This is a genomic window from Myxococcus sp. MH1, assembly GCF_059738865.1.
The window spans coordinates 3,028,452-3,054,948 of the sequence record NZ_AP026947.1 but is presented as its reverse complement, the minus strand read 5'-3'; the positions used below and the strand labels follow the sequence as shown (position 1 = coordinate 3,054,948).

Sequence of the window (26,497 nt, the reverse complement as noted above, 5' to 3'; positions counted from 1 at the left end):
GCTGCCCATGCTGCTCGTGCTCGCGCTCCCGGCTTCACCGCTCGGCTGCACCGCCGAGGACGCGCCCGCCATGCCCGCGGCGACGCTCGCGCCGGCGCCCGTGCCGCGCGCTCACCTGCGGGGACTGAAGGGCAACGTCCAGCTCAAGCGCGCCACGGCCGACGAGTGGAGCACCGCCAGCGACGGCGTGCCCCTGTTCGAGAACGACAAGGTCCGCACCGAGGCGGGCGCGGGCGCGGACCTGGTCTTCACGGCCAACGGCAGCACGGTGCACCTGGGCGGCGACTCGCTCATCGGCATCGCGGAGACGCGGCCCAGGCCGGGGCGCTCGCGCACGGACCTCACGGTGCTGCGCGGCCGAATCGACACGGAGCTGCCGAAGCCCGCCGAGCACTCGATATCCGTCACCACGCCCGGGGCCACCATCCAGGCGGGAAGGGAGATTGTCTTCCAATGAGGACGACCCTGCTCCTGTTCGCGTGGCTGTGCGCCGCGCCTCCCGACACCACCGTGGTGGGGCCGCAGGAGTCGCTGCGCGACGTGGCCGAGCGCGCCCTGGGAGACGCGAGCGCCACCGCGGAGCTGCGCGCGCTCAACGCGCTGTCCTCGGATGCGGTCTCCCCCGGCACGCGGCTGAAGCTGCCCGGTCAGGAGCGGGCGCTGGCGCTCAAGGCGCTGGAGACGGCGCGCACGCTGGTGGCCCGGGCCCGGAGCGCGGGTGGACCGGCGGAGGCGGAGACCCGTCTGAAGGAGGCGGAGGTGCACTTCCGCACCGCGCGTTACGCGCAGGCCTCCGAGGCGGCCAACGCCGCGGGCACGCTGGTGGCGCAGCGGCATGCGCCCCAGCCCTCTACCTTCAGTGTCCAGGTGGAGCCCGACGCGGGCACCACCACCGTCAGCGTCACCCGGGGCCCACCGGTGCGCGTGGAGGCCGAGGGCGTCACCCTCCCCGTCGCCCCCGGCGAGACGGTGCTCGTGGAGAAGGGGCGTCCGCCTTCCCTCCCTCCGCCGAGCGTGCCCCAGCCCGAGAAGCCCGCGGAGGGCGCGCGGCTCGAATACCCGGCGGACACGAAGGGCGTGGGCCTGGGGCCCGTGAAGCTCTCCTGGGCGGCGCAGCCGGGCGTCGAGCGTTATGAGGTCGAGGTGTCGCGGGAGGCGCCGGGCGCCAACGTGCTCACCCTGTCCTCCACCGTGGCCGAGCTGAAGCTGCCGCGGCTGCCGGCGGGACGGTATCGGTGGACGGTGAGAGCCGTGAGCGCCTCGGGCCGGTCGGAGCCCTCCGGGGCGCGGCGGTTCGAACTGGTCGAGAACATCTCCGTCAGGGTCCGTTCGGGGCCGTGGGAGTAGTTGCTGGAGGAGTCGCGCCGTGCGCCTGTTCAAAGCCATGCTCCTCTTGATGCTGGTGGTCAGCATCGTCCCGACCCTCATGGTGGGCTGGCTCTCCGTCTCCCATACGCGCGAGCTGCTGGTGCGCGACGCCCAGGAGCTGGCGCAGGAGCGCGTGAAGCAGTTGCGGCTCAAGGCCGAGAACTTCCTGGGCGAGCCCACCGACGCGGTGCTGGGCCTGGCCCGCGTGCCGAACTTCTTCTCGCTGCCCACCGAGGCGCAGCAGATGCACCTGGGAGCAGTGCTCTCACAGCGCCGCGAGGTGCTGGCCATCACCGTCTTCGGTCCGGACCGCAAGCGGCTGCCCGGGCTGCAGGCCTTCTCGCGGCATGACGTGTCCCCCACCGCGCTCGCCTCGCACGAGGAGCGGAGCCGGGCGCTGCTCGAGAGCAGCATCGAGACCCTGCGCTACTCGGACGTCGTGGTGGTCCCGAATGGAGCCGGGCCCCTCGTGACGGTGGCCTTCTCCGTGGGGGAGCCCGTCAAGGGCTTCATCTCCGCGGACCTGTCGCTGTCGGGGCTGCGGCAGATGCTCGAGCAGGAGCGCGTGGGCAGCACCGGCTTCGCGTACCTGACAGACCGCCGCGGGCGCCTCGTCGTGGGCGGAGGCGGCGTGGGCGCGCTGGGCGGAGACGTCTCGCAGCGAAGCCCCGTGGCCCACCTGCTGCAACAGCTGGCCACCACGCCCGACGCGGAGCTGTTCCACGTGGGCAACTTCGGCGAGGGGCGCGACGCGGTGGTGGCCGCGTACACGGTGCTCCCGGAGACGGGCTGGGCCATCATCTCCGAGCAACCCGTGGAGCACGCCTATCACCAGGTGGAGACGATGGAGCGGCGCATCCTCGTGGGGCTGGGCGCGGCCATCCTGGTGGCGCTGGTGCTGGCGGCGCTCTTCTCGCGCACGCTCACCCGGCCGCTCAAGGTCTTCACCGAGGGCGCGCTGGAGCTGGCGCGCGGCAAGTTCGGCGTCGAGGTGAAGATCACCCAGAAGAACGAAGTCGGGGAGCTGGCCCAGACGTTCAACTACATGAGCAAGCAGCTGCTCGCGTACGACCTGGAGAACCGCGGCCTCTACGAGAGCCTGGAGAAGGGCTACCTGGAGACCATCGTCGCGCTGGCCAACTCCATCGACTCGAAGGACGCGTACACGCGCGGTCACAGCCAGCGGGTGGGCGACGTGGCGGTGGAGATTGGCCGGGAGCTCAACCTCACCGAGCGCGAGCTGCGCCAGCTCCAGTACGGCGGCATCCTCCACGACATCGGCAAGATTGGCATCGTCGAGTCCATCCTCTGCAAGCAGACGAAGCTGACGGACCAGGAGATGGCCATCATGCGCGAGCACCCGGCCATCGGCGACGCCATCATCGGCCCGGTGAGCTTCCTGGGCGCGGTGCGCGCGTGCGTGCGCCACCACCACGAGCGCTGGGACGGCACCGGCTACCCGGACCGGCTCAAGGGCGACGACATCCCCCTGCTCGCCCGCATCGTCGGGTGCGCGGACACCTTCGACGCCTGCACGTCGACGCGTCCCTACCAGAAGGCCATGCCGCTGGAGAAGGCGATGGAGATTCTGGACACCCTCACGGGCGCGCAGTTGGACCCGCAGGTGGTGGCCGCGCTGCGACGGGTGCTGGCCAAGAAGGGCGTGCGGCTGGAGGGCCACCGGCAGCCCGTCAAGCTGGCCTCGTGAGTCCCGCGCCTCCCCAGGCCCGAAGGATGGTAGGGAGGGCGCACCGCTGTTGAGCTTCTGAAAGGTGCAACGTTGAGCTTCTGGGACCGCATCAAGCCCTCGACTCCCGCCGCCACCGCGACGGACACCCGCCTGTCTCCGGACGGCTCCCGCCTGGAGCTGACGTGGGATGACGGTGCCCGGAGCGCCGCCACCGCGCAGCTGCTGCGCCAGCAGTGCCCGTGCGCGGCCTGCGTGGACGAGTGGACGAACCAACGCACGCTGGACCAGACGAAGGTGCCCGCGGACCTGCGCGTGAAGCAGCTGCAGCCGGTGGGCAACTACGCGCTGGCGTTCAACTTCAGCGACGGGCACACCACCGGCATCTACCCCTGGAAGCTCCTGCGAGAAGTCACGCAGCCCATCTCCTGAAGGGCCCACGAGCCCGGAGCGACTCCTCGTGAACGAACGCTATCGGCTCGTCAGTCCCCTGGCCACCGGCGGCATGGCGGAGCTCTTCCTCGGCGTGGCGAAGGGCGCCGAGGGCTTCGAGCGCACCGTCGCCATCAAGCGCATCCTCCCCCACCTGGCCCAGGAGCCCGACATCGCGCGGATGTTCCTGGCCGAGGCCCGACTCGCCACGCTGTTGCAACACCAGAACATCGCCACCGTGTTCGACGTGGCCCAGAGCGCCTCGGGGCTCTTCCTGGTGATGGAGCTGGTGGACGGGTGGGACCTGGGCGTGCTGCTGCGCCAGACCTCGAAGCTGGGGCGCCGCTTCCCGCCGCACCTGGCCGCGCACATCGCGCTCCACGTGCTCGCGGGGCTGCACCACGCCTACCGCAAGCTCCACGAGGGGCGGCCGTTGCTCATGGCCCACCGGGATGTGTCTCCGTCCAACATCCTCGTGTCCCGCGAGGGTGAGGTGAAGGTGACGGACTTCGGCATCGCCCGGCTGAGCGGCGCGTCCCACACCGCGCCCGGCCACTTCAAGGGCAAGGAGGCCTACAGCGCTCCCGAGGTCCTCCAGGGCCAGCCCGCCACCATGTTGAGTGACCAGTTCTCCCTGGGGCTCGTGCTCCATGAGCTGCTCACGGGCGCACATCCGTTCTCGTCCACCACGGAGTCGGGAGGCTCCGTCGCGCTGGCCATCGTGTCGCGCGACGTGCCGCCACTGCCTCCCGAGGTTCCCGCGTCCCTCGCGGACATCGTGCGGCGCATGCTCGCCCGCGCGCCCGAGGCCCGCTTCCCCACGCCCGAGACCCTCGGTGAGGTGCTCGCGAGGTGGCTGGCGCAGACGGGGGAACCCGCGAGCGCGCAGGGACTCACCGCGTTCCTCGAGGCCCTGCCACCTCCTCCCACGCTGAGGGAGAAGGCTGGAGGAGCGGGGTCGAGGAGTGGTGCATCACCGTCGCGTCCGAGTGCGAGCCTGCGCCCCGCCACGAACGACCCTTCCGCGCACTCGGCGCCGACGCGCATGGGGCCCCTCGCGGAGGCGCTCGCTCGGGGTGCATCGGCGGGAACCGGGGCACCGCCTGGAAATGAGGATTCGCGGGCGCTGGATGCGATGGACTCGGAGGAGGACGAGGCGGCGGGGCCCGCGGGCATCGAGATGAGTTCGAGCGGGCGGCTCCTGCATCGCTGCGTGCGGTGTGGCTCGCTCCTGTCCGCGGCGCGCGCGCCCTGCTCCGTCTGTGCCGAGCGGCTCGCGCCGCCGACTCCGGGGGCCTTCGACACCTCCGTGGAGTCTCCCTTCGCACCTCAGGGGGCCTTACTCGCCGCGGACGATGAAGCCCCGGCCGTGGATGGCCGCGCGCCACTGACACCCGGCGCCTCGGACACCTCACGTCAGGTGGCTCCCGGAGACACGCCTTCGGGCTCGCTCCGGGGTGCCAGTGCGCTGGCCGCGCCTGCCAGGAATGCTCGCGGTGCCGGACCTGCTTCGAGCGGCGCGGACACCACCACCTCGTCACTCGCGGACAGCATCGACGCCGCGCCTCGTCGCCCTTCGGCGCCGAGCGTGACGCAGGCGCGAGGTGATTCACTGGAGCTCGAGGAGCGAGCCCCTCGTCCCGAGAGCACCTGGGATGAGGTCCCCGCCTCCGCGGCGCCTCGGCGCTGGGGACGTCGCCTGGTCCTGCTCATGGGCGCGGCCGTCGCCGTGGGCGGCAGCGTGTGGCTGTGGCCGCACCGCACCACCGTCGCGAATCGCCTCATGGCAAGCGTCAACCGCCCCATGCCTCCTCCCGTGCTCATGCTCACGAGCGAGCCCTCGGGCGCGACGGTGTTGATTGGCGACAAGCCGGTGGGCACGACGCCGCTGGCGCTCGACAACCTCTACCCCGAGGGCCCCGTCGCCGTGCAGGTGCGGCTCAAGGGCTATCGTCCGTGGAAGGGCACCTTCCCCGGAGGCGAGCCTGCGCGGCTCGAGGCGACGCTCCAGAAGTGAGCCACATGGGTGGCCGCCCGCCGCAAGGCACGGTCCTCGGACGCAGGAGCGGGCGGCTCGAAGTGACGCTCAGCGGTAAGCCGCACACTGCACGGGTGGCCGCTCGCGGCACGGCACTCGAAGGTGAGTTCTCGCGGCTTGAGGCAACGCCGCAGCGGTGAGCCGCACGTGTGGCCCCGCTGCTGTCGAGTCGCGCGCGGAGGAGTCCGTACTTCGAGGGAAGCAGCCGGGTCCGAAGCGGGCCACCTGGAACGTGGCCCCCTCCGGTCGTCACTTCACCAGACGCAGGTGCCCCCGACGCGGCGGCGGAGAGTCATCCTTCGGCCCCTCGGGAGTCACCTCCGGAGGCGGCGGAGCGGCGACCGGGGCCTCCTCGGCCACCGGCTCCGCGGGCACCTCACGCAGGAAGGTGCGCGGACGCTCCGAGGCCACCGGCACCGGCTGCGGCTGAGGACGCGCCGCCACCGGCTGCTGGAGCAGCTCCGGGGGCATGTCCTCCATGTACATCCATGACTCCTTCGTCACGTGGCTGGCGATGGCGAACAGCGCCGACCACGGCACCGCCACCTTGAACCGCGACCCCGAGAAGCTCAGCGTGCAGCGCACGCCCCACTCGCCCACCGTGAGGTCCGGCGGGTCGAAGCGATACGAGAGGTTGAGGCGCAGGTGCGCCTCTCCTCGCAATGAAGCGGGAACGAGCACACCGGGCCTGCGCGCGTCCAGGTGGATCATCACCATCCCCTGGTCCAGCGAGGCGAGCAGCCGCTCCTTCTTGTCCAAATCCTTCTTGTCGTCCATCGGTGTACGGCGAAGAGAAATTCGGGCGCGCCACGTCAGCGTCGGCGCACGGCCCGGTCCATCTCCCGCTTCGTCTCCCGCTCCTTGATGTCCTGGCGCCGGTCCTCGTGTGTCTTGCCCCGACACAACCCGAGCTCCACCTTCGCGCGCCCCTTCTTGAAATACAGCATCAGCGGGATGATGGAATACCCACGCTCCCGCACCTTCGTGGTCCACCGGTCGATTTCCGCCCGGTGCATCAGCAGCTTCCGGCCGCGTGTGGGCAGATGGTCGAACACGCTGGCGGACTTGTAGGAACCGATGTGGGCATTGAGCAGGAACAGCTCGCTCCCCTTGGGCAGGGCATACGCGTCCGAGAGATTGGCCACCCCGTCACGCAGCGACTTCACCTCGCTTCCCGTCAGCTCCAGGCCGGCTTCCACCTTCTCGTCCACGGTGTAGTCGAAGCGCGCACGCCGATTCTCGGCGATGAGCCTGACCTGTTCGCCGCCCGCCGGCCCCTTCGACTTTCCACCCGATGCCATACGTGTCGTGGGTCTCCTAACCGCCCAATGCCATGTTGTCGATGAGGCGTGTGTTGCCGCTGAAGGCCGCCACGAGCAGGCGAGCAGCCCGCCCCGGCGTTACCACGTCCAGCGGCGTCAGGCGCTCGGCATCCACCAGCGCGACGTAATCCTCGCGCAGGCCCGCCGCGGCCAATTCGTGCCGCACAGCACCCGTCAGGGCCACGGCATCCCGCGTGCCTCCGTGAAGAAGGGTGAGCGCCGCCCGCAGTCCTCGCGACAGGGACAGCGCCCGCTGCCGCTCCTCGGTGGACAAGTAGGCATTGCGGCTGCTCATCGCCAGCCCGTCGGGCTCGCGGACCGTCGGCATTCCGACGATGTCCACGCCCAGGTGCAAATCCCGGTTGAAGGCCTTGATGACCTGCAGTTGCTGGTAGTCCTTCTCCCCGAACAGCGCGACGGCCGGCCGGAAGAGTGCGAGCAGCTGCGTGACGATGGTGGCCACGCCCCGGAAGTGCCCCGGACGCCGCTCGCCACACAGCCCCTGGCTCACCTCCGTCACCTCGACGTACGTCTGATAGCCCGGGGGGTACATGACCTCGGGCGTGGGCGCGAAGACGACGTCCGCTCCGGCCTCGCCACACTTCGTCAGGTCTCCCTCGAAGTCGCGCGGGTAGCGCGAGAGGTCCTCCTTGGGCCCGAACTGGGTGGGGTTGACGAAGATGGAAACGGCCACCACGTCGGCACGACGGCGCCCCTCACGGATGAGCGAGAGGTGCCCTTCGTGCAGGTAGCCCATGGTGGGCACCAGCGCGAGCCGGCGCCCCTCACGGGCAAGACCCGCCGCCCACGCCTTCACTTCCTCCACGGTTCGCAGGACGGCGGGCGCCATGCGCTAGACCGGGATTCCGTAGACGGGGCCGATCTTCTCCTCACCCTCGGCCGCCACCGGCACCTCGGCGCGCGGGCCGGGCACGGGGACGGCGGGCGCCACGGCGCGCAGCGTCTTGGTCGCCTTGAACGAGTGGTCGTCGTCCGGGAACGCGCCCTGGCGGACCTCGTCGAAGTAGACCTGGGCGGCGCCGGTGATGGAGCCGTGCAGGTCCGCGTAGCGCTTGACGAACTTGGGCTTGAAGTCCGGGTTCATCCCCAAGAGGTCGTAGCAGACCAGCACCTGCCCGTCGCAGTGACGACCCGCGCCGATGCCGATGACGGGGATGCTCAGCTTCTGCGTAATCGTGCGCGCCAGCTCCATCGGCACGCCCTCCAGCACCAGCGCGTAGGCCCCCGCGGCCTCCAGCGCGAGCGCGTCCTCCACGAGCTGCCGGGCCTGGTCCTCGTCGCGCCCCTGGACGACATAGCCGCCCATCTTGTGCACCGACTGGGGCGTCAGGCCCAGGTGCCCCATGACGGGGATGCTCGCGCGGACGATGGCGCGCACAGTGTCCGCGAACTCCGCGCCGCCCTCCAGCTTCACGCTGCCCGCACCGCCCTCGGAGATGAGCCTGCCCGCGTTGCGGACCGCCTCCTGGACGGACACCTGGTAGCTCATGAAGGGCAGGTCGGCCACGACGTGGGCGCGCTTCGTTCCGCGAGCCACCGCCGCCGAGTGGTAGACCATCTGGTCCATCGTCACGGGCAGCGTGGAGTCATGGCCCTGGATGACCATGCCCAACGAGTCACCGATGAGCAGCACGTCCGCGCCCGACTGGTCGAGGATGTGGGCGAACGTGGCGTCGTACGCGGTGACCATGCAGATCTTCTGGCCGATCTGCTTCAGGCGCTTCAGCGAATGGATGGTGACCTTGTCCTTCACGGTTCACCTCCTGGTGGGTGAGGGTGGATACGGCAAAGTGCCGACCCCGGGCCCCTCGCCGTCCCGTCAGGGATCGCCGGAAGCTTCGAAGCCGACCCCCGCACTCTAACGCCCTCGCCCCGGCCGTGGGGCCTCAACAAGCGGGCGACCCGTCGGGAGGCCGATTTCAGGGACGCCGCGACGCCTTGGGCAGGTAGTGCTGCGTCCCCGGCTTCGCCTTGCGGATGGCCGCCAACAGGTCTTCCCGGTCCGCCTCGTTATTCACGAAATCAATGTCCGAGGTGTCCACCACGAGGAGCGGCGTCTCCGTGTAGTGGAAGAAGAAGTTGTTGTACGCGTGGACCAGCCCCTCCAGGTAGCCGGAGTCGAACTTGCGCTCGAACTCGCGGCCGCGCTTCTTGATGCGTTGCAGCAGCACGTCGAGGCGGGCCTGGAGGTAGACGACGACGTCGGGCTTGGTGACGCGGGGCCCGAGCGCCTCGAAGACGCGCTCGTAGAGGGCGAGCTCGTGGGCGTCCAGGTTGAGGTGGGCGAAGATGCGGTCCTTGGCGAACAGGTAGTCGCTGACCGTGACCGAGCGGAACAGGTCCTGCTGGAACAGCTCCTGCTGCTGCCGGAAGCGCGACAAGAGGAAAAAGATCTGCGTCTGGAAGCCGAACTTCTGCCGGTCCGTGTAGAAGCTGGACAGGAAGGGGTTCTCCTCCACGACCTCGAGCACGCGGCGCGCGCTCAGCCGCTCGGAGAGGATGTTGGAGAGGCTCGTCTTGCCGACGCCAATGGGCCCCTCGACCACGATGTACCGGTAGTCCATCCGCCGAGGCCTCCCGACCCGGAAAACGCGCGATGAGGCCCCGGTGATTCTCCACCTGGGAAAACAGGTCGCGGGGCCACGCGTGGGGGCGCGGATAACACAACCTGGGCACCGGGGTCCGGCGATTTTTCCATGCCCGGGGTGGCGGCGGGAATCCCAGGGCTCGCTTGACGCTGTGGGTGGGCTCCCCCTAGGTTGCCGCGCGATTCCATGGCGTGTGCGCGGGGTGCCCTTCGGTCATGAGTGGGAGGCAGCGGGCGAAGACAGTGGTGCGGCTCGAGGAGGCTCGCCCGAGCGCCACGCCCAAGGCCGAGACTCCACCTCCCATGGAGGCGGATCCGCTCTATGGCGTCGTGCTGCTGAAGACGGCGCTGGAGCTCAAGCGCCGCAAGGATGGCTCCGTGGAGGACATCCTCCGCGACGTGCTGACGCGCATGCGCATCCCCGAGGACGAGTTCCGGGCGTTCCTGGAGCAGCAGGGCGGCCTGGGTCAGCTCCTCGGGCTGCGGGGCCGGTAGGGCCCGCGCCGGGCCCCCTGCCCTACTCGTCCGCGCCGTCGTCCGAGAGGTCCACCGACGGCGGCGAGCGACCGGGAGCCACCGGTCCGAGCGCGCGCTCCAGGGCGGCGAACTCCTCCGGCGAGAGCGTCTCCGCGCGGCGCTGCGGGTCGATTCCCGCCGTCTGGAGCGCGGCGAGGAGCGCGTCGGGCGTGGCCAGCGTCTTGTCCGACTTGAGCGAGTTGAGCAGCGTCTTGCGGCGCTGGGCGAAGGCGGCCTTCACCACGCGGGTGAAGCGGGCCTCGTCGATGATGGGCGCGCGCGGTGACGCGCGGCGCGTGAGCGACAGCACCGCGGAGTCCACCTTCGGTGGCGGATGGAAGCGCCACGCCTCCAGCGTGAGCACGTTCTCCGCGTCGAAGTGCAGGCCGAGCAGCACCGTGAGCAGGCCGTAGTCGCGAGTGCCAGGCTCCGCGGCCAGGCGCTCCACCACCTCCTTCTGGAGCGTGAAGACGGCGCGCGACACATGGGCGCGCTGCTCCAGCACCTGGAAGAGGATGGAGCTGGTGAGGTGGTACGGAAGATTGCCCGCGACGGCCACGTCGGGCGCGCCGGCCACCTCGGCGAAGTTCACGGTGGCGGCGTTGCCCGCCACCACGCGCACACCGGGAATCGCCTCCTTCTCCAGCACCGTGACCATGTCCCGGTCGCGCTCCACGGCCGTCACCTTCGCGCCCGTGGCGGCGAGGAAGCGCGTGAGGTGGCCCAGGCCCGGGCCCAGCTCGACAACGGGCTCGCCCTCGCGCAGGTGCAGCGCGTCGGCGATGGTGCTGAGCGCGTCCTCGTCTCCGAGGAAGTTCTGGCCCCAGCTGTACTTGGCGCGCAGGCCGTGGCGCTTGAGGATGTCTCGCGGCGATTCCACCCGGGTGTCCCTCTTCTACATGCGCCAGGCGGGGTCGGCCGCCAGGCGGAAATCACCGCGCAAGCCGCGGCGCCACGCCTCATACCCCGCGACGGCGATCATCGCGCCATTGTCCGTGCACAAACGCACCGGCGGCAGGAACATGCGCAGCCCCCGCTCCTCGGCGCGCTGCTGACACAGGGCCCTGAGGCGCGAGTTGGCGGCCACGCCCCCGCACAGCACCAGCTGCTTGTGGCCCAGCCGGCGCGCGGCGGCCACCAGCTTCTTGGACAGCACGTCCGCCACCGCCTCCTGGAAGGACGCGCACAGGTCCGCGAGCGCCTGCCCCTCCGGAACGCCGTGCTTCTTCGTGTGCTGCAGCACCGCCGTCTTCAGGCCGGAGAAGGAGACATCGAAGTTGTCGCCGGGCAGCGCGCGCGGGAAGCGGATGGCCTCCGGGTTCCCCTTCTGCGCGAGCTGGTCGATGGGCAGCCCGCCCGGGTACGGCAACCCGAGGATGCGCGCCGTCTTGTCGTAGGCCTCGCCCGCGGCGTCGTCGCGCGTGCTGCCCACCAGCCGGTAGTGCCCGAACTCCTTCACCTCGTAGAGGCTGGTGTGCCCACCGGAGACGACGAGCCCGAGGAACGGCGGCTCCGGCGCGTCCTCCAGGAGCCGGATGGCGAGCAGGTGGCCCTCGAGGTGGTTGGCGCCGACGAAGGGCTTGCCGGTGGCGAGGCTCAGCCCCTTGGCCACCTGCAGCCCCACCAGCAGCGCGCCGATGAGCCCCGGGCCGGACGTGACGGCGATGAGGTCCACGTCGTCGAGCGTCTTCTGGGCGCGCGTGAGCGCCTCGTGCACCACCGGCATCACCTGGACGATGTGGTTGCGCGAGGCGAGCTCCGGCACCACCCCGCCCCAGCGACGGTGGATGTCCACCTGGGTGGAGACGACGTCCGACAGCACGCGCCGGCCGTCCTCCACGAGGGCGGCGGCGGTCTCATCACAGGAGGTTTCCAGGCCGAGGACGAGCAAGGCGACTCACTTCACTTCCAGCAGGGCGGGAGCGACCAGGACGTCCGCCGCCCGCTCAGTTGCCGAGCGACTTGAGCATGGCGCGGACCTCGTTGGCGGAGGCCCCCGACGGTTCCAGCTTCAAATACTGGTTGTAGGCCCGTCCCGCCTCGGAATTCTTGCCGATGGACTGGTACGCCATGCCGAGCGACAGCCAGGCCCGCGCGTTCTTCTCATCGTCCCGGACCACGTCCACCAGCAGCTTGGTGGCCTCGCGGAAGGCGGACTCGGACTCGAAGCCGTTCACCAGGGCGATGCCCAGCCCGGCCTTGGCCTCGGTGGAGTCCGGCTTGAGGCCCATCGCCTTGCGGTAGTTCGCGGCCGCCGTCTTGTGCCGTCCGCCCACCGTGGCGCTCTTGGCCTGCTTGATGAGGCTCGCGTACTCGACCTCCGGGTCCACCGCCGGGGCGACGGGGGTGCCCGAGTCCGCGCCGGAGGCAGGCGCCTCCACCACGGCGGTACCGGCGTCCACGGCGGCGGGCGGCGTCTGGACGACGGCGCTCCCCGCGTCGGGCGTCCCCTGCGCGCCCGCGTCGACCGGGGCCTGGACCACGGCGGTGGTGCCCGAGTCGGGCTCGGCCACCGGCGCGATGACCGCGGCGGGCTTCTGGGGCTCGGGCGTCTGGACCGTCTCCACCTTCGGGGGCGTCTCGGCGGGAGGCTTGTCCCCGCCGCCGAACGCCACCACCGCGACCACGGCGCCGATGAGCAGCAGCGCGCCGCCCACATAGAGGCCCGTGCGACGCGGGCGCACCGCCGCCACGTCCTCCGCATGGGACACGGGCGGTGCCGGCGTCGGCGTCGCGGGCTTCGGCGTCTGCGCGAGCACCGGAGGCGCCACGGGCGTGGGGGCCACGATGGGCTGTGGCGTCGCGGGGGTGATGAGCGTGGGCGGCGGCGCGGCTGGCGTCAGCGGCTCCTCCGGGATGGAGGGGGCCGCCGGGCGCTCGGGCGCGCCATGCCCCGGATAGGGCGGCAGGGCGAGCTGCTGCGGCGGCGCGGCGGGGACCTCTTCCACCTCGGGGAGGGTGTCGACGTCGACGGCCGGGACGTCGCGGCCGCTCACCAGCGTCACCTCGGACGACGGAGGCGCGGGCGCGGGCGGCGGCACGGGCGGGAACGGGTTGGGCCCCACCGCCGCGCCTCCGAAGATGGGCGCTCGCGCGGGCGCGGGCGGCTCGGAGACGGGCGCGGGCTGCGGCGCGGAGCCCCCCTGCCCTCCGAAGCCTCGCGGGCCCGAGGCCCACACGGAGGACGGGCCCCACGTGGTGGGCGCGCTGATGCCCTCGGTGTCCACGCGGTTCCAGTCGAGCAGCAGGCTGCGGCGCGCGTGCTCCGTCGCGCGATGCGCCGGCGGCGGCTCCACGAGGAAGGACGACCCCTCCGCGACGGCCGGAGGCAGCGTGGGCGCTTCGCCATCCGCGTCCGCCGTCTCGTCCACCATGCCCAGGGGGCGCTTGGGGCGCGCGGGGAACACGACGACGTTGGCGGGCACCGCGTGCGCGGGGGCGGCGGGCGTGGGCTCGGGCTCCTCGGGCGGAGCCGTGACGGGCTCCTCCTCGACGCCCGCGGGCGGCGCGAGCACGCTGGGCGGCATCACCCGCGCGGCCGGCTCCGGCGGAGGGGCGACGGGCTCGGGGGCGACGGGCTCCGGCGGCGCGGGCTCGATGGGCGTGGGCGGCGGGGCCGCGTTGAGCCACTGCTCGATGCCGGGCTTGCTGCTCTGCACCGGCTCCAGCGGCGCGTTGCCCAGCTCCCGGATGAGGCCCTCGAAGTACAGCTTGCTGATGATGCCCAGCGCGGCCAGGTCCTCGAAGTCCGAGTCCTCCACCACGCGGCTCAGCGCGCGCTTGCCGTCGAACAAGCGCAACAGGCCGTTCACCTCGTCGGGAATCTCCGAGAGCCGGTCGGCGAGCTGGTGGTAGTCGATCTCGAACACCGTCTCCAACGGAGGCAGCTGCTCGAGCATGCGGCCCCACTCATCGAGGCGACGCATGCCCTCCATCAGCAGGCCCTGCGTGGAGATCTCGATGCGCTCGGGGCGGTCCAGCGAGGTGAACTGGACGTCGAACTGTCCCTCGAAGGTGTTGAGCAGCCGGTAGAAGGCGTTCTCGCCCTTGAGCCGGCCCAGCTCCGCGTCGATGACGCGGCCTTCCTTGAAGTAGACGGTGCCGGTGCGCTCGCCCTGGATGGAGATGACGCCCGTCTTGCGGCCGATCTCGAACGTCTGGACCAGGTCCACCACGCCCATGTCCGCGAGGCTGCCGCCGAAGCCACCCTTCGTCGTCTCCCGCTTCTCGATCCTCTCCTTCTCCGCCTTCTGGAGGATCATCTTCACGCGGGTGACGATCTCTTTGATGTAGATCGGCTTGGTCAGGTAGTCGTCGCCGCCCAGCTCCAGGCCGCGCACCTTGAACTCGACCGACTTCTGACTCGTCAGGAAGACGAACGGGATGAACTTGAAGCGCTCGTCGGACTTGAGCGCCTTGCACAGCTCGAAGCCGTCCATCTCCGGCATCTTGGTGTCCGCGAGCACCAGGTCCGGTGGGCTGATCTGCACCTTCTCGATGGCGTCCTTGCCGTGGATGGCCGTCGTCACGGAGAAGCCCGCCTTCTTCAGGCTGACCTCCATCACGCGGAGACTCTTCGCGTCCCCATCCACCAGGAGCAGGTGCTGCTTGGCCACGTTACTTGCCTTTCATCTACGGAGGACGATTCGCGGAAGAGCCCGGCGCGGGGAGCATCCTGCCCGCTTTCCAGGCATGTCAATGGGTTGGAACGACGGAGGGACTGGCTGCCCCCCGGCCGCCCGGGCGCGGGGTGAAGCGCTACGAGCGCGGCCTCAGCGGAAGAACCCGCCCTTCTTGGGTGGGTTCTTCTTGCGCATGTCGATCAGCCGCAGCTCCTGGTTGGCCTCCAGGTGCTTGGAGTTGGCGCGCACCGCCTCGCGGAAGTGGCGCTCGGCCCGGTCCATGTCGCCCTCGACCCGGGCGATGACGCCCAGCTGGTAGTGCGCGCGGTCGCAGTTCGGGTCGGCCTTGACCGCGTCCAGCATCATCTGCTTGGCCTTGGGCATGTCCGCCTTCCGGGCGGGGTCCATGTAGATGGCCCAGGCGCGCGCGGCCAGGTAGGTGGCCTTGGGGTCCAGGGCGTGGGCGCGCTCGTAGTGCTCCGACGCGGTGGTGAAGTCGCGCTTGCGGAAGTAGACCTCGCCCATCTTGTAGAGGTCATCGGGGCTGCTCTCCGGGCGTCCCGGTGCGGGGCGCGCGGACCCGGAGGACCCGCCCGGCGCTGGCGGCGCCTTGGGCAGCGACTGCTGGGCCTGGAGCGTCTGGATGTAGGCCTTGCGGCGGGCGTCGTCGTAGAGGACCTCGTAGGCCTCGCGGATGGCCTCGAAGACGGACGTTATCTTCTGCGCCAGGTGCGGCAGCGTCGGCGGCAGCCTGTCGGGGTGGAAGACCTTGGCCAGGCTCAGGAAGGCGGCCTTCACCTGATCCCTGGGGGCATCCTGGGGGACGCCGAGGACGTAGAAGTGATCCTTGCGGGCCTGCACGTCGGCGTAGCGCTGCTCGATGAGCTGGGCCTGACGGGCCTCATCCGGCTTGGGGGGCTCGGTGGGGGCGGCGGGCACGGCGGGGCCGGACTCGGTGACAGGGGCGGCGCCCACGGGGGCGGCGGGGGTCCCGCGTCCTCCGAGCACGCCCATGTTCTCCATCGCACGGCGCAGCAAGCGCTGGCGCCGGAGCTTCGCGGCCTCGTCGGGATTGGAGGGGTCTGCCGCCACGTCGTCCTCGTCGAAGTCCCAGTCGTCCAAGTCTCCAGACGGCTCGGACCACGCAGTCTCGCCAGTTGGGCCGGTGTTGTCACCGGGGAAGGTCTCGAAGTCCGCTTCAATGGTTGCTTCGACGATGGCTTCGACCGGGGGCTCCTCCGCGCCGACGTTCGCCTGATTGACATCCGAGCGGACGAGCGTTTCCAGGTGGGCATCCACCTGCTGGAGGGCGGCTTCGAAGGAGGCCGTGAGGGTTTCGGCGGCTTCGTCCTTGTCGAAGGAGACGATGCGCCACAGGTCGTCCTCGCTGGCTCGCTTGTTCTTGGCGGGCGTGGGCCCCAGGCGCAGAGGGGGCGGCGCGGCGACTGGGGCCGGACGGGAGGCCCACAGGCTGTCGTCGGCGGCGTCCTCGGGGGAGCCCTCGATGAGGGTGTCCATGTCCGCCGTGAGAACGGGGGGGTCGACCGGCGTGAGGACGGGGGGGCCTGAGGCGGCGCGGGGCGGCGGGGTGGGGAGCGGCTCGGCGGCGGGGACGGCCTCCGCCCAGAGCTCGGGCTCGGGTTCGGCCTCGAGCAGGGGGAGGTCCTCGGGCTCCGGCTCCGGGGTGAGGGAGGTCTGCGTCGCGCGCCAGGACTCGTCCTGGACGGGGACCTGGTCCTTGGTGCGGGTGGGCGGGACGACGGAGCGCGCCGGCTCCTCCGCGAGCCAGGGCTCGAGGGGCTGGGACTTCGAGCGGCGAAGGGCCTCCTCCATGTCGTGGAGGAGCTCGGCCTGGGCGCGGTCCCTGGCGGAGCGGAGGGCCTCGCGGCTCTCGCCATGGAGGGGGAGGCCGGATTGAGAGGAGGCCGCGAGCGGCGGGACGTTGGAGGCGCGGGATGAGGAGGGAGGTGGGACTTCCTCGACGTCGTCGGCAGGGATGATGTCGCCGACGTCGAGCATCAGTTCGCCGATGTCCTCCTGGGTGGAGGCCGTGGGGGCAGGGAGTTGGAGGGCCTGGGTCTCCGCGAGACGGGCCTGCTCGGCCTGGTGCTGTTCTTCCGCGAGGCGGGCCTGTTCGGCCTGGTGCTGTTCTTCCGCGAGGCGGGCCTGTTCGGCCTGACGTGCCTCTTTCGCGCGGCGGACCGCGTCGGCCCTGCGACGCTCGACCTCGAGTCGGAGCTCTTCGGCGCGACGGGCTTCTTCGGCGAGGCGGGCTTCCTCCGCGAGGCGCTCGTCCTCTTCACGAAGCCGAGCTTCTTCAGCAAGGCGAGCCTCTTCGGCTACGCGGGCCTCCTCTGTGAGACGCTCCTCTTCGGCCACGCGGGCTTCCTCTGCCTGCCGGGCCGCTTCCGCAGCGCGAGCCTCTTCTGCCACTCGCGCTTCCTCAACGAGACGAGCCTCTTCAGCCCGACGTCCTTCCTCTTCACGAAGGCGAGACTCTTCGGCCCGACGCTCTTCCTCCGCACGAAGCCGCGCCTCTTCAGCGAGACGGGCCTCTTCAGCCAACCGGGCCTCTTCGGCCAGGCGAGCCTCTTCAGCCAGTCGCGTTTCTTCCGCGAGGCGGGCCTCTTCGACAAGGCGGGCCTCTTCGGCCCGACGCTCCTCCTCCGCACGAAGCCGCGCCTCTTCAGCGAGACGGGCCTCTTCAGCAAGCCGAGCTTCTTCAGCGAGACGGGCCTCTTCAGCCCGGCGCTCCTCCTCCGCACGAAGCCGGGCCTCTTCAGCAAGGCGGGCCTCTTCAGCGAGACGAGCCACTTCAGCCAGTCGCGCTTCTTCAGCGAGACGAGCCTCTTCAGCCAGTCGCGCCTCTTCGACCCGACGCTCTTCCTCCGCACGAAGCCGGGCCTCTTCGGCCAGTCGCGCCTCTTCAGCGAGGCGGGCCTCTTCAGCCAGTCGCGCCTCTTCGGCCCGACGCTCTTCCTCCGCACGAAGCCGGGCCTCTTCCGCGAGGCGGGCTTCTTCAGCGAGGCGGGCCTCTTCAGCCAGTCGCGCCTCTTCAGCCAGCCGCGCCTCTTCAGCGAGGCGGGCCTCTTCAGCCCGACGCGCTTCCTCTGCACGGAGCCGGGCCTCTTCAGCGAGGCGGACTTCTTCAGCGAGACGGGCCTCTTCAGCCCGACGCTCCTCCTCCGCACGAAGCCGGGCCTCTTCAGCGAGACGAGCCTCTTCAGCAAGACGGGCCTCTTCAGCGAGGCGGGCCTCTTCGGCCAGTCGCGCCTCTTCGGCTCGACGCTCTTCCTCCGCACGGATGCGGGCCTCTTCAGCGAGACGAGCCTCTTCGGCCAGTCGCGCCTCTTCGGCCCGACGCTCTTCCTCCGCACGAAGCCGGGCCTCTTCGGCGAGACGAGCTTCTTCAGCGAGACGGGCCTCTTCAGCCAGTCGCGCCTCTTCGGCCCGACGCTCTTCCTCCGCACGAAGCCGGGCCTCTTCGGCGAGACGAGCTTCTTCAGCGAGGCGGGCCTCTTCAGCGAGACGAGCCTCTTCAGCCCGACGCGCTTCCTCTGCACGGAGCCGGGCCTCTTCAGCGAGGCGGGCCTCTTCAGCGAGACGGGCCTCTTCAGCGAGGCGGGCCTCTTCGGCCAGCCGCGCCTCTTCAGCGAGGCGGGCCTCCTCAGCCAGTCGCGCCTCTTCGGCCCGACGCTCTTCCTCCGCACGAAGCCGGGCCTCTTCGGCGAGACGAGCTTCTTCAGCGAGGCGGGCCTCTTCAGCGAGGCGGGCCTCTTCAGCCCGACGCGCTTCCTCTGCACGGAGCCGGGCCTCTTCAGCGAGGCGGGCCTCTTCAGCGAGACGGGCCTCTTCAGCGAGGCGGGCCTCTTCGGCCAGCCGCGCCTCTTCAGCGAGGCGGGCCTCCTCAGCGAGACGAGCCTCTTCAGCCAGTCGCACCTCTTCGGCCAGCCGCGCCTCTTCAGCGAGGCGGGCCTCCTCAGCCAGTCGCGCCTCTTCGGCCCGACGCTCTTCCTCCGCACGAAGCCGGGCCTCTTCAGCCAGTCGCGCCTCTTCAGCCCGACGCTCCTCCTCCGCACGAAGTCGGGCCTCTTCAGCGAGCCGAGCCTCTTCAACCCGACGCTCTTCCTCCGCACGGAGCCGCGCCTCTTCGGCCTGACGCTCTTCCTCCGCACGGAGCCGGGCCTCTTCAGCGAGCCGAGCCTCTTCAGCCAGTCGCGCCTCTTCGGCCAGCCGCGCCTCTTCAGCGAGGCGGGCCTCCTCAGCGAGACGAGCCTCTTCAGCCAGTCGCGCCTCTTCGGCCCGACGCTCTTCCTCCGCACGGAGCCGGGCCTCTTCAGCGAGCCGAGCCTCTTCAGCCAGTCGCGCCTCTTCGGCCAGTCGCTCTTCTTCGGCCCGACGCTCTTCCTCCGCACGAAGCCGGGCCTCTTCGGCGAGACGAGCCTCTTCAGCGAGGCGGGCCTCTTCAGCCAACCGCGCCTCTTCAGCGAGGCGGGCCTCTTCAGCCCGACGCGCTTCCTCTGCACGGAGCCGGGCCTCTTCAGCGAGGCGGGCCTCTTCGGCCAGTCGCGCCTCTTCAGCCCGACGCTCTTCCTCCGCACGGAGCCGGGCCTCTTCAGCGAGGCGGGCCTCTTCAGCGAGGCGGGCCTCTTCAGCGAGACGAGCCTCTTCAGCGAGACGGGCCTCTTCAGCCAGTCGCGCCTCTTCGGCCCGACGCTCTTCCTCTGCACGGAGACGGGCCTCTTCAGCGAGCCGAGCCTCTTCCGCCAGTCGCGCCTCTTCAGCGAGACGGGCCTCTTCAGCCCGACGCTCCTCCTCCGCACGAAGTCGGGCCTCTTCAGCGAGGCGGGCCTCTTCAGCCTGCCGCGCCTCTTCAGCGAGGCGGGCCTCTTCAGCGAGGCGGGCCTCTTCAGCCAGTCGCGCCTCTTCGGCCCGACGCTCTTCCTCCGCACGAAGCCGGGCCTCTTCAGCCAGTCGCGCCTCTTCAGCCCGACGCTCCTCCTCCGCACGAAGTCGGGCCTCTTCAGCGAGCCGAGCCTCTTCAACCCGACGCTCTTCCTCCGCACGGAGCCGCGCCTCTTCGGCCCGCCGCGCCTCTTCCGCGAGCCGCGCCTCCTCCTCCGCCCGTCGCCTCGCCTCCTCCCGCGCCTCCCACTCCTCCACCGACAGCGCCTCGACCGCCCCCTCCCGCTCCAGCACGAGCAGCAACGCCTCGTGCGCGGGCGTCAACCCCTCCGGCCGCCGGAACTCCCCGAGCGTCGCCAGAAACTCCCGCTCCCCCGCATCCGTCACCCACGGCGCGCACGCGGACACCTCCGCGCACCGATACACCCGCGGCCCCGCCACCTCCGCCCCACCCCGCTCCAGCGCCGCCCGCACCACCCTCACACCGGAGATGGGCTCGAACTCCGCCTCCACACTCCCCGCCTCGAAGGCCGCGCGCTCCGCCAGCTCACTCAGCCGGCGCACCTGCGCGAGCACCTGCTGCTCCGCCACCACCTCCGCGGCCAGCCCCCGCGCCTCCAGCAGATCCTCGTCCGGCGCCCCCGCCCCACCCCGCGCCCACAACCCGTCCAACGCCTCCGCGTCCAACAGGCCACCCTGCAACAACGCCTGCGCCGGACTCTGATAGCCAAACCCCAGCCGCGCCCCCACGAGGTCTCCCTCGCGCAAGCTCAGCCGCGACTCACGCCCTCCAGCGGACAGCGTCAACCAGCCCGTGGCTCGGGACTTGTGGGCGGAATACAGCGCTTCGGCGGCCTGCGACGGGGTCATCCTGCGCCCCAGTGTAGTCCCTCCACACCGCCCCTCAACTTGCCGAGGGTGCCCGCCTGCCCACCCCGCTGAAACAGACCTGTCGCAGGGCCTCGTACGTCCCCACCCCCACCGCCGTGGACAGGTTCATGCTCCGAACCCCCTCCAACATCGGAATCGTCACCGCCGTCCCCGTCCCCCCCTCCATCACCTCCGGCAACAACCCCGTCACCTCCGAACCGAACACCAGGTGGTCCCCCGCCTCGAACCCCGCCTCGAACAACGACGTCTGGGCCCGCGCCGAGAACAACCACCGCCGCGCCTCCGGATACGCCTCCACGTAGGCCGAATACGTCGGGTACAGGCGGAGAAATACCTTGTCCCAGTAGTCCAGCCCCGCCCGCTTGAGCTGGCGGTCATCGATGGAGAACCCCAGGGGCTCCACGAGGATGAGCCGGCAGCCCGTCACCGCGCAGAGGCGGGCCACGTTGCCCGTGTTGGGGGGAATCTGGGGAGAGACCAGGACCAGATGCAGAGGACGCGCCAGGGGCTCGAGCATGGGGTAGAACGCGCTACATGCGCTGGAAGGTGACCAACGAGACGCGGCAGAGGCCGCTGGCGGACCGGGCGGAGAAGGCCACGTCCTTCGCCCACCGCTTCAAGGGGTTGATGGGCCGCACCGAGCTCGCCGTGGGCGAGGGCCTCCACATCCAGCCCTGTAACTCCATCCACACGTTCTTCATGCGCATTCCCATCGACGTGGCCTTCCTGGACGCCCAGGGGCGCATCGTCAAGCAGATGATGGCCCTGCCCCCCTGGCGGGCCACCTCCGTGTACCTGCAGGCACGCTCCGTCCTGGAGCTGCCCGCGGGCGTGCTCGCCGCCAGCGGCACCCAGGAAGGGGACCGCTTGAGCTTCGAGCCTGCCTCCTCTGCTCCGATGTCCCCTGGCTGACCCACGATGCGCACGAGTTTTGACCGATTTCCGAGCGCTTTGTTAACGTGCCCCGCCAGTTTCTCGTCCCCTTAGAAGAGTTCCCGCGCATGCGCATCGAGGTAGCCGGCAGCACCCACGTCGGGATGAAGCGGAATCACAACGAGGACAACTTCCTCATGCTGCCCGAGGAGCACCTCTTCATCGTCGCGGATGGGATGGGTGGCCACTCCTCTGGAGAGATTGCCAGCCGCATCGCCGTGGACGAGTTGGGTGAGTTCTACAAGATGACGTCCAAGGACCAGGACAGCACCTGGCCCTTCAAGATGGACAAGCAGCGCAACTATGACGAGAACCGGCTGGCCACCGGCATCAAGCTCGCCAACGCGCGCATCTACGAGAAGGCCAGCAGCGAGTCGAAGTACAAGGGCATGGGGACGACCATCGTCAGCGTGCACTTCGCCAGCGACGTGGCCTACGTCGGGCACGTGGGCGACAGCCGCGTGTACTTCTTCCGCTCCGGCGCCCTCAAGCAGATCACCGAGGACCACTCGCTGCTCAACGACTACCTCAAGGCGAAGAAGCTCTCGCCCGAGGAGGTCGAGAACTTCCCGCACAAGAACGTCATCGTGCGTGCGCTGGGCATGAAGGAGAACGTCCAGGTGGATGTCTCCCGCGTGGAGCCCCAGCCGGGCGATGTCTTCCTGCTGTGCTCGGACGGCCTGAGCGGCATGGTCACCGACGCGCAGATGCAGGAGATCCTCGGGCGCACGCCGGAGCTGGACAAGGCGTGCTCCCAGCTCATCGACATGGCCAACGCCGCGGGCGGCAACGACAACGTCACCTGCGTGCTCGCCCGCTACCACCCGGCCTGAGTCCCCGCGCGGCCCCGCCTGAGTCCCTGGCTCGGGCGATCCGCGGCCCCCGCCTGAGCCTGCTCAGGCGGTGCGCAGGAAGACGCGCAGCGCCTCCGCCACGCCCCACGCCTGGGCGATGCAGCCCCTGGGACGGAAGGGGGGCGTGGCGTCGAAGATCTCGCTCACCTGCCCCACGCCCGCCTGTCGCAGGTGGGCCTCCAGGCCGTCCATGACGTCGCGCAGGTGGGCGCGGTCCGGCTGCGCCCTCAGCGCCGCGTCCACGTAGTGGCCGATGAGCCAGCTCCACACCGTGCCCTGGTGGTACGCCGCGTCGCGCGCGCGCAAGTCGCCGTCATAGGTGGCCTTGTAGTCGGAGTGGTCCGACGCCAATGAGCGCAGCCCCACGGGGGTGAGCAGCTCCACCTCCACCTTGCGCAGCACCTGGGGCCACTTGTCGCGCGCGAGCACCGGGTACTTGAGCGAGAGGGCGAAGATTTGATTCGGCCGCACCGCCGCGTCGTTGCCGCCGCCCTCCGCGTCCACCACGTCGAACAGGCACTGGGTGCGAGGGTTCCAGAAGCGCTGGTTGAAGGACGCCTGCGCGCGCTCGGCGGCCTGGTTGTAGGGCGCGGGGTCCACGCCCAGCAGCACGGCCCACTCCGCCATCAGCTTCATGGCGTTGAACCACAGCGCGTTGAGCTCCACCGCCTTGCCGCGCCGGGGCGTCACCACCCAGCCGTCCACCTTCGCGTCCATCCACGTGAGCTGGTAGCCCTGCTCGCCCTGCGTCAAGAGCCCGTCGTCCGGGTCGATGCGGATGTTGTGGCGGGTGCCCTTCAGGTGCTTCTGGACGATGTCCTCCAGCGTGGGGAAGAACTCGCGCAACAGCTCCTCGTCCTTGGACGCCGTGACGTAGCGGTCCACCGCGTGGAAGAACCAGAGCGTCGCGTCGGCCGTGTGGTAGAGGCCCTCGGCCTCGCCCTCCGGGAAGAGGTTGGGCAGCAGGCCGTCGCGGACGTGGTGGCGGAACGTGCGCAAAATCGCCGCCGCCTCGCGCAGGCGGCCCGTGGACACCGTCAGTCCCTCGAGCGAAATCATCGTGTCGCGGCCCCAGTCCGTGAACCACGGGTAGCCGGCGATGACGCTGCGCGCATCCTCGCCGATGGCCCGCGCCCACGCGTCGTCGCGCGGACGCATGGGGTCCACGATGAACTGGTCCGCCGCGAGCACCAGCCTCGCCGCCGTGTCCTTGCGGGCCTGCGCCGGCGCCCGCTCCAACAGGCGCCACTCGCGCTCGCGCTCCATGTCGAAGCTGATGGCCGGGTCGCGGTCCAACACCGCCCAGTCCTGCACCGTGGCACCCAGCGCCAGCCGGCCTCCGGGCTTCACCGTGCACTCGAAGTAGCCGGGGCTCGCCTGCGTCTCCACGTGCGGCATCCCGCGCGCGCGCTCGGTGCGGTACAGGATGGGCGGGGAGATCTCCGGCAGCGCCACGAAGGGCACCGAGGCATCCGAGTACAGCCGCAGGCGCAGGGGCTCGGCCTCCTTGCCCGCGCACATCTCGATGCGCTCCCCCTGGAGCACCACCTTGGGCTGACAGTAGCCGTGGGGGAAGTCGTGCTCGTGGACGCGGAACGTGGGGAAGGGCCTCAGGCGCAGCTTCACGGCGGGCCCGGACAGGTGCACCCACTCGATGAAGAGCGTGTTCTCGCCATGCACCATCACCAGCCTGCGCCGAAGCCGCGTGGGGCCCAGCACGTAGTCCCACTCGGGGATGAGGCCGTCGAGCCGGAAGCCGCGCAAGAGCGACGTGTCGCCCGCCAGCGTCCCGTCCGCGCGCACCTCGCCCTCCAGCCGGTACACCTGCCCCTCCACCCGGGCCGTCTCGATGAGCCGCGACAGCATGACGGTGCGGCCCTTCTCCGGCAGGCTGGGGATGAACAGGCCGTGGTAGCGGCGCGCGTTGACGCCGGCCAGGGTGCTGGACGCGTAGCCCCCCAGGCCATTCGTCACCAGCCACTCCCGTCCGAGGACCTCCGTGGCCGGGGCGCCCCCGGGCCATCCGAACTTCACCTCTGGCAGTCCGCGCATGCGGCTCATCCTGCCATCCGAGGCCCGGGGCCGGTCCTGCTCTCCCGAGGACTCGTCATCCACAGGGCGGTCATCCCCGGCACGCGCCACGACGTCTCGACCCTCAGTGAATCCAGTGAGCAAGAGCCTGTCCCTCCGAATCGAACCTCTTCACTGGACAGTCCGAGGCGCCACCCTTCATCCCGCGGTGGGGCCAACAACGGCTCGGGGCAGGGAGACAGCTCCAGCTCGCTCCCCAGGTTGACGAGCAACAGCCGGTCCCCCTCCTGCTCGCCTCCCAGGTAGCGCAGCAGGAAGGCGCTCTCGGAGAGGACGGCCCCCATCAGCTGGCCGCCATCCTGTCGGGCGAGCACCGAATCCTCGCGGCGCAGGCGCAGGAGCTCCCGGTGCAGCGTGAGCGGCCCCGTGCGGCGCTCCCGCTCCGTCCAGTCGAGCTGGGAGCGGCGGAAGGCGCGCTCATCCACGTGCTCTTCGAACCCCTCGTGCTCGAGGGCGTGGCGCGCGCTCTCGAACTGGCCGATGAACGCGTCGCGGCCCTGGCGCACCACCGCCTGCAGCTCCGGCTCGTGGTCCACGAAGTAGTGGAACGGGGAGCTGGCGAACCACTCCTGGCCCATGAAGAACATGGGCGTCTGGGGCGACAAGAGCCACAGCATCGTGAGCACCCGCGCCCGGCGCTCGCCGCCGACGTGGTGCAGCCGGTGGCCTCCGAGCATGTTGGCCAGCTGGTCGTGGTTCTGGAGGTAGAAGACACACGCGCTCGCGGGCACGCGCCAGAGGGGACAGCCGCGGGCCTTCTTCTGCCAGCGGTAGTACTGGCCCTGATAGAGCGAGTTGCGCAGCACGCACGACAAGAGCTCCTGCGCGTTGCCGCGGTAGTCCTGCAGATACGCCTCCGCGCGCCCGGTGGCCGCGACGCGTGCCGAGTGGTGGAAGTCATCCACCCAGAGCCCATCCGCGCCCCATCCGCCGCGCTCGGGCGCGCGGACGCACAGCTCGTCCTGCGGCTCGTTCTCCGCGATGATGAGCACCCCGCGTCCGCCCGCCGCCTCGCGCGCCGCCTGGGTGATGACCTGGACGATGTGCCGGGGCCCGTCGTCGTAGAGGCTCTGCGTCGCGTCCAGGCGCAGGCCATCGAAGTGGTACTCGGCCATCCACGCGCAGGCGTTCTCGACGAAGAACTCGCGGCTGGGGCCCGCGTCCTCGCCGTCATCGAAGTTCGTCGGCTCGCCCCACTCGTTCTCGTACTTCTTCGTGAAGTAGCCGGGGGCGTACTGGGCCAGGTAGTTCCCGTCCGGTCCCAGGTGGTTGTAGACGACGTCCAGCACCACGCCGAGGCCCAGCCCGTGCGCGGCCTCCACGAAGGCCCGCAGCGACTCGGGGCGGCCGTAGGCGGGATGGGGCGCGAAGAGCTGCGCGCCGTCGTAGCCCCAGTTGAAGCGGCCGGGACAGGTGTGCAGCGGCATCAACTCCAGACAGGTGACGCCCAGCTCCGCGAGCAGGGGCAGCTTCTCGATGGCCGCCTCGTACGTACCCTCGGGCGTGAAGGTGCCCAGGTGCAGCTCGTACAGCACCTGGCCTTGGATGGAGGCGAGCCCCTTCCAGTCTCCGTCGCGCCACGCGTGCGACCATGGGTCCACCACCTCGCTGTGTCCGTGCGGCCCGTCGGGCTGGAAGCGGGAGGCGGGGTCGGGGAACTCCTCGCGGTCATCGAGCCGGTACTTGTACCGCGCGCCCACCGGCGCGGGATGGACGCCCTCGAAGTAGCCTCGTGCGTCCCGGACGAGGGGCAGCGGACGCGACGCGCCCTGGACGGAGACCTCGACCATCCGGCGACGTGGCGCCCAGACGCGAAAATGCGTGCGGTCCTTCCCCTCGGGCCTGGCCCCCAACGTCCCTCGCCACGTCATGCCCTCGACCTCCCGTCATGCGCCGAACACGCGCTCGCGCGAACACGCCGCCAGCAGTGACGGTAAGACGTGGCACCCGCAGCGGCGACGGACGGAGGACGCGCTGCGCCTGCTCGCCGACCCCACCCGGACGAAGGTGCCCGCCACGCCAGGGAGTGCCTCGCCGTCGCTTCACGACGTCCCGCGCGGGCCATGCCCTCACGAGGACGCATGGGGCCGGGCGGTCGAACGGGTGGACGCAGCCCTCGCGCGCCAGCGCACGAGCCACCCGCCCCCGAGGGATGGGCGGTCGGCCAGGCGAGAACACCGCGCACGCCTGGGACCGCCGCTTCCCGGGGCGCGGTGCGGTGGCTTCCTCG

Annotated in this window: 20 protein-coding genes; 8 read left to right on the top strand and 12 right to left on the bottom strand. The window is 70.6% G+C overall.

What is annotated here, in order from left to right; translation table 11 throughout:
- Window positions 1–7 precede the first annotated feature (7 nt).
- The 5 genes from AC6JA9_RS12530 (at window position 8) to AC6JA9_RS12510 (ending at window position 5,504) form a co-directional block, all read left to right on the top strand.
- A complete protein-coding gene (locus AC6JA9_RS12530) occupies window positions 8–457 on the top strand; it encodes a FecR domain-containing protein (RefSeq protein ID WP_194869416.1) in 450 nt (149 codons plus the stop codon).
- Window positions 454–1,347 (top strand): peptidoglycan-binding protein LysM, encoded by an 894-nt coding sequence (locus AC6JA9_RS12525; protein WP_141330382.1) that lies wholly within the window; start codon window positions 454–456, stop codon window positions 1,345–1,347. Before AC6JA9_RS12530 ends, AC6JA9_RS12525 begins: the two co-directional genes overlap by 4 nt.
- Window positions 1,348–1,366: 19 nt before the next feature.
- Window positions 1,367–3,076 (top strand): HD domain-containing phosphohydrolase, encoded by a 1,710-nt coding sequence (locus AC6JA9_RS12520; protein ID WP_497959757.1) that lies wholly within the window; start codon window positions 1,367–1,369, stop codon window positions 3,074–3,076.
- 72 nt (window positions 3,077–3,148) lie between these two features.
- Complete coding sequence (locus tag AC6JA9_RS12515; RefSeq protein ID WP_141330386.1) at window positions 3,149–3,487, top strand: DUF971 domain-containing protein; 339 nt, start codon at window positions 3,149–3,151, stop codon at window positions 3,485–3,487.
- Between the two features lie 28 nt (window positions 3,488–3,515).
- A complete protein-coding gene (locus AC6JA9_RS12510) occupies window positions 3,516–5,504 on the top strand; it encodes a serine/threonine-protein kinase (protein ID WP_497959756.1) in 1,989 nt (662 codons plus the stop codon).
- A gap of 270 nt (window positions 5,505–5,774) precedes the next feature.
- Here AC6JA9_RS12510 and AC6JA9_RS12505 read toward each other — a convergent pair whose 3' ends face one another.
- The 5 genes from AC6JA9_RS12505 to AC6JA9_RS12485 form a co-directional block, all read right to left on the bottom strand.
- The gene (locus AC6JA9_RS12505; protein WP_223748792.1) at window positions 5,775–6,302 is read right to left on the bottom strand and encodes a ClpXP protease specificity-enhancing factor SspB; all 528 of its coding nucleotides are present in this window, start codon (window positions 6,300–6,302) and stop codon (window positions 5,775–5,777) included.
- A 35-nt stretch (window positions 6,303–6,337) separates the two neighbouring features.
- The gene (smpB, locus tag AC6JA9_RS12500; RefSeq protein ID WP_141330392.1) at window positions 6,338–6,826 is read right to left on the bottom strand and encodes an SsrA-binding protein SmpB; all 489 of its coding nucleotides are present in this window, start codon (window positions 6,824–6,826) and stop codon (window positions 6,338–6,340) included.
- A gap of 16 nt (window positions 6,827–6,842) precedes the next feature.
- The gene (gene panC, locus AC6JA9_RS12495) at window positions 6,843–7,697 is read right to left on the bottom strand and encodes a pantoate--beta-alanine ligase (protein WP_223784924.1); all 855 of its coding nucleotides are present in this window, start codon (window positions 7,695–7,697) and stop codon (window positions 6,843–6,845) included.
- Between the two features lie 3 nt (window positions 7,698–7,700).
- Window positions 7,701–8,621: a 3-methyl-2-oxobutanoate hydroxymethyltransferase gene (gene panB / locus AC6JA9_RS12490; RefSeq protein WP_223784925.1), complete on the bottom strand. Its 921-nt coding sequence runs from the start codon at window positions 8,619–8,621 to the stop codon at window positions 7,701–7,703.
- A gap of 166 nt (window positions 8,622–8,787) precedes the next feature.
- On the bottom strand, window positions 8,788–9,432 hold the full coding sequence (locus tag AC6JA9_RS12485) for a deoxynucleoside kinase (protein ID WP_046712230.1): 645 nt from the start codon (window positions 9,430–9,432) through the stop codon (window positions 8,788–8,790).
- 239 nt (window positions 9,433–9,671) lie between these two features.
- On the opposite strand from AC6JA9_RS12485, the gene AC6JA9_RS12480 reads away from it, so the two are divergent.
- Window positions 9,672–9,950: a hypothetical protein gene (locus AC6JA9_RS12480; RefSeq protein ID WP_074957972.1), complete on the top strand. Its 279-nt coding sequence runs from the start codon at window positions 9,672–9,674 to the stop codon at window positions 9,948–9,950.
- Between the two features lie 22 nt (window positions 9,951–9,972).
- Here the strand turns inward: AC6JA9_RS12480 and rsmA are convergent, their stop codons facing one another.
- The 5 genes from rsmA to AC6JA9_RS12455 all read right to left on the bottom strand — a co-directional run bounded on the left by rsmA (window position 9,973) and on the right by AC6JA9_RS12455 (window position 20,906).
- Window positions 9,973–10,851: a 16S rRNA (adenine(1518)-N(6)/adenine(1519)-N(6))-dimethyltransferase RsmA gene (rsmA, locus tag AC6JA9_RS12475; RefSeq protein WP_223748789.1), complete on the bottom strand. Its 879-nt coding sequence runs from the start codon at window positions 10,849–10,851 to the stop codon at window positions 9,973–9,975.
- Window positions 10,852–10,866: 15 nt separating this feature from the next.
- Window positions 10,867–11,862, bottom strand: coding sequence for a tRNA (adenosine(37)-N6)-threonylcarbamoyltransferase complex transferase subunit TsaD (gene tsaD / locus AC6JA9_RS12470; RefSeq protein WP_141330397.1), 996 nt, complete (start codon window positions 11,860–11,862; stop codon window positions 10,867–10,869).
- Window positions 11,863–11,917: 55 nt separating this feature from the next.
- A complete protein-coding gene (locus AC6JA9_RS12465) occupies window positions 11,918–14,587 on the bottom strand; it encodes a response regulator (RefSeq protein WP_426747291.1) in 2,670 nt (889 codons plus the stop codon).
- Window positions 14,588–14,743: 156 nt separating this feature from the next.
- A complete protein-coding gene (locus tag AC6JA9_RS12460; protein ID WP_497959753.1) occupies window positions 14,744–20,368 on the bottom strand; it encodes a DnaJ domain-containing protein in 5,625 nt (1,874 codons plus the stop codon).
- A gap of 34 nt (window positions 20,369–20,402) precedes the next feature.
- Window positions 20,403–20,906, bottom strand: coding sequence for a tRNA (cytidine(34)-2'-O)-methyltransferase (locus AC6JA9_RS12455; protein WP_223750635.1), 504 nt, complete (start codon window positions 20,904–20,906; stop codon window positions 20,403–20,405).
- Window positions 20,907–20,923: 17 nt separating this feature from the next.
- Here AC6JA9_RS12455 and AC6JA9_RS12450 point away from each other — a divergent pair, with 17 nt between their 5' ends.
- Together AC6JA9_RS12450 and AC6JA9_RS12445 are read left to right on the top strand one after the other, a co-directional pair.
- Window positions 20,924–21,301, top strand: a complete 378-nt coding sequence (locus AC6JA9_RS12450; RefSeq protein ID WP_141327563.1) for a DUF192 domain-containing protein — start codon at window positions 20,924–20,926, stop codon at window positions 21,299–21,301.
- 89 nt (window positions 21,302–21,390) lie between these two features.
- Window positions 21,391–22,155: a Stp1/IreP family PP2C-type Ser/Thr phosphatase gene (locus AC6JA9_RS12445; protein WP_074957967.1), complete on the top strand. Its 765-nt coding sequence runs from the start codon at window positions 21,391–21,393 to the stop codon at window positions 22,153–22,155.
- Between the two features lie 63 nt (window positions 22,156–22,218).
- Here the strand turns inward: AC6JA9_RS12445 and AC6JA9_RS12440 are convergent, their stop codons facing one another.
- Window positions 22,219–24,228 carry an amylo-alpha-1,6-glucosidase gene (locus AC6JA9_RS12440; RefSeq protein ID WP_267697172.1) on the bottom strand — a complete coding sequence of 670 codons (2,010 nt, stop codon included), beginning with the start codon at window positions 24,226–24,228 and terminating at the stop codon, window positions 22,219–22,221.
- A 5-nt stretch (window positions 24,229–24,233) separates the two neighbouring features.
- Window positions 24,234–26,138: a malto-oligosyltrehalose trehalohydrolase gene (gene treZ / locus AC6JA9_RS12435; protein WP_223784932.1), complete on the bottom strand. Its 1,905-nt coding sequence runs from the start codon at window positions 26,136–26,138 to the stop codon at window positions 24,234–24,236.
- Between the last annotated feature and the right edge of the window lie 359 nt (window positions 26,139–26,497).

Excerpts from the sequence above, each read along its gene's own strand:
- AC6JA9_RS12480 (WP_074957972.1), top strand. The coding sequence starts at position 9,672 with ATGAGTGGGAGGCAGCGGGCGAAGACAGTGGTGCGGCTCGAGGAGGCT.
- AC6JA9_RS12440 (WP_267697172.1), bottom strand. The coding sequence starts at position 24,228 with ATGCGCGGACTGCCAGAGGTGAAGTTCGGATGGCCCGGGGGCGCCCCG.
- AC6JA9_RS12530 (WP_194869416.1), top strand. The coding sequence starts at position 8 with ATGCTGCTCGTGCTCGCGCTCCCGGCTTCACCGCTCGGCTGCACCGCC.
- AC6JA9_RS12525 (WP_141330382.1), top strand. The coding sequence starts at position 454 with ATGAGGACGACCCTGCTCCTGTTCGCGTGGCTGTGCGCCGCGCCTCCC.
- AC6JA9_RS12455 (WP_223750635.1), bottom strand. The coding sequence starts at position 20,906 with ATGCTCGAGCCCCTGGCGCGTCCTCTGCATCTGGTCCTGGTCTCTCCC.
- AC6JA9_RS12485 (WP_046712230.1), bottom strand. The coding sequence starts at position 9,432 with ATGGACTACCGGTACATCGTGGTCGAGGGGCCCATTGGCGTCGGCAAG.
- AC6JA9_RS12505 (WP_223748792.1), bottom strand. The coding sequence starts at position 6,302 with ATGGACGACAAGAAGGATTTGGACAAGAAGGAGCGGCTGCTCGCCTCG.
- treZ (WP_223784932.1), bottom strand. The coding sequence starts at position 26,138 with ATGACGTGGCGAGGGACGTTGGGGGCCAGGCCCGAGGGGAAGGACCGC.
- AC6JA9_RS12445 (WP_074957967.1), top strand. The coding sequence starts at position 21,391 with ATGCGCATCGAGGTAGCCGGCAGCACCCACGTCGGGATGAAGCGGAAT.
- AC6JA9_RS12460 (WP_497959753.1), bottom strand. The coding sequence starts at position 20,368 with ATGACCCCGTCGCAGGCCGCCGAAGCGCTGTATTCCGCCCACAAGTCC.
- AC6JA9_RS12450 (WP_141327563.1), top strand. The coding sequence starts at position 20,924 with ATGCGCTGGAAGGTGACCAACGAGACGCGGCAGAGGCCGCTGGCGGAC.
- smpB (WP_141330392.1), bottom strand. The coding sequence starts at position 6,826 with ATGGCATCGGGTGGAAAGTCGAAGGGGCCGGCGGGCGGCGAACAGGTC.
- panC (WP_223784924.1), bottom strand. The coding sequence starts at position 7,697 with ATGGCGCCCGCCGTCCTGCGAACCGTGGAGGAAGTGAAGGCGTGGGCG.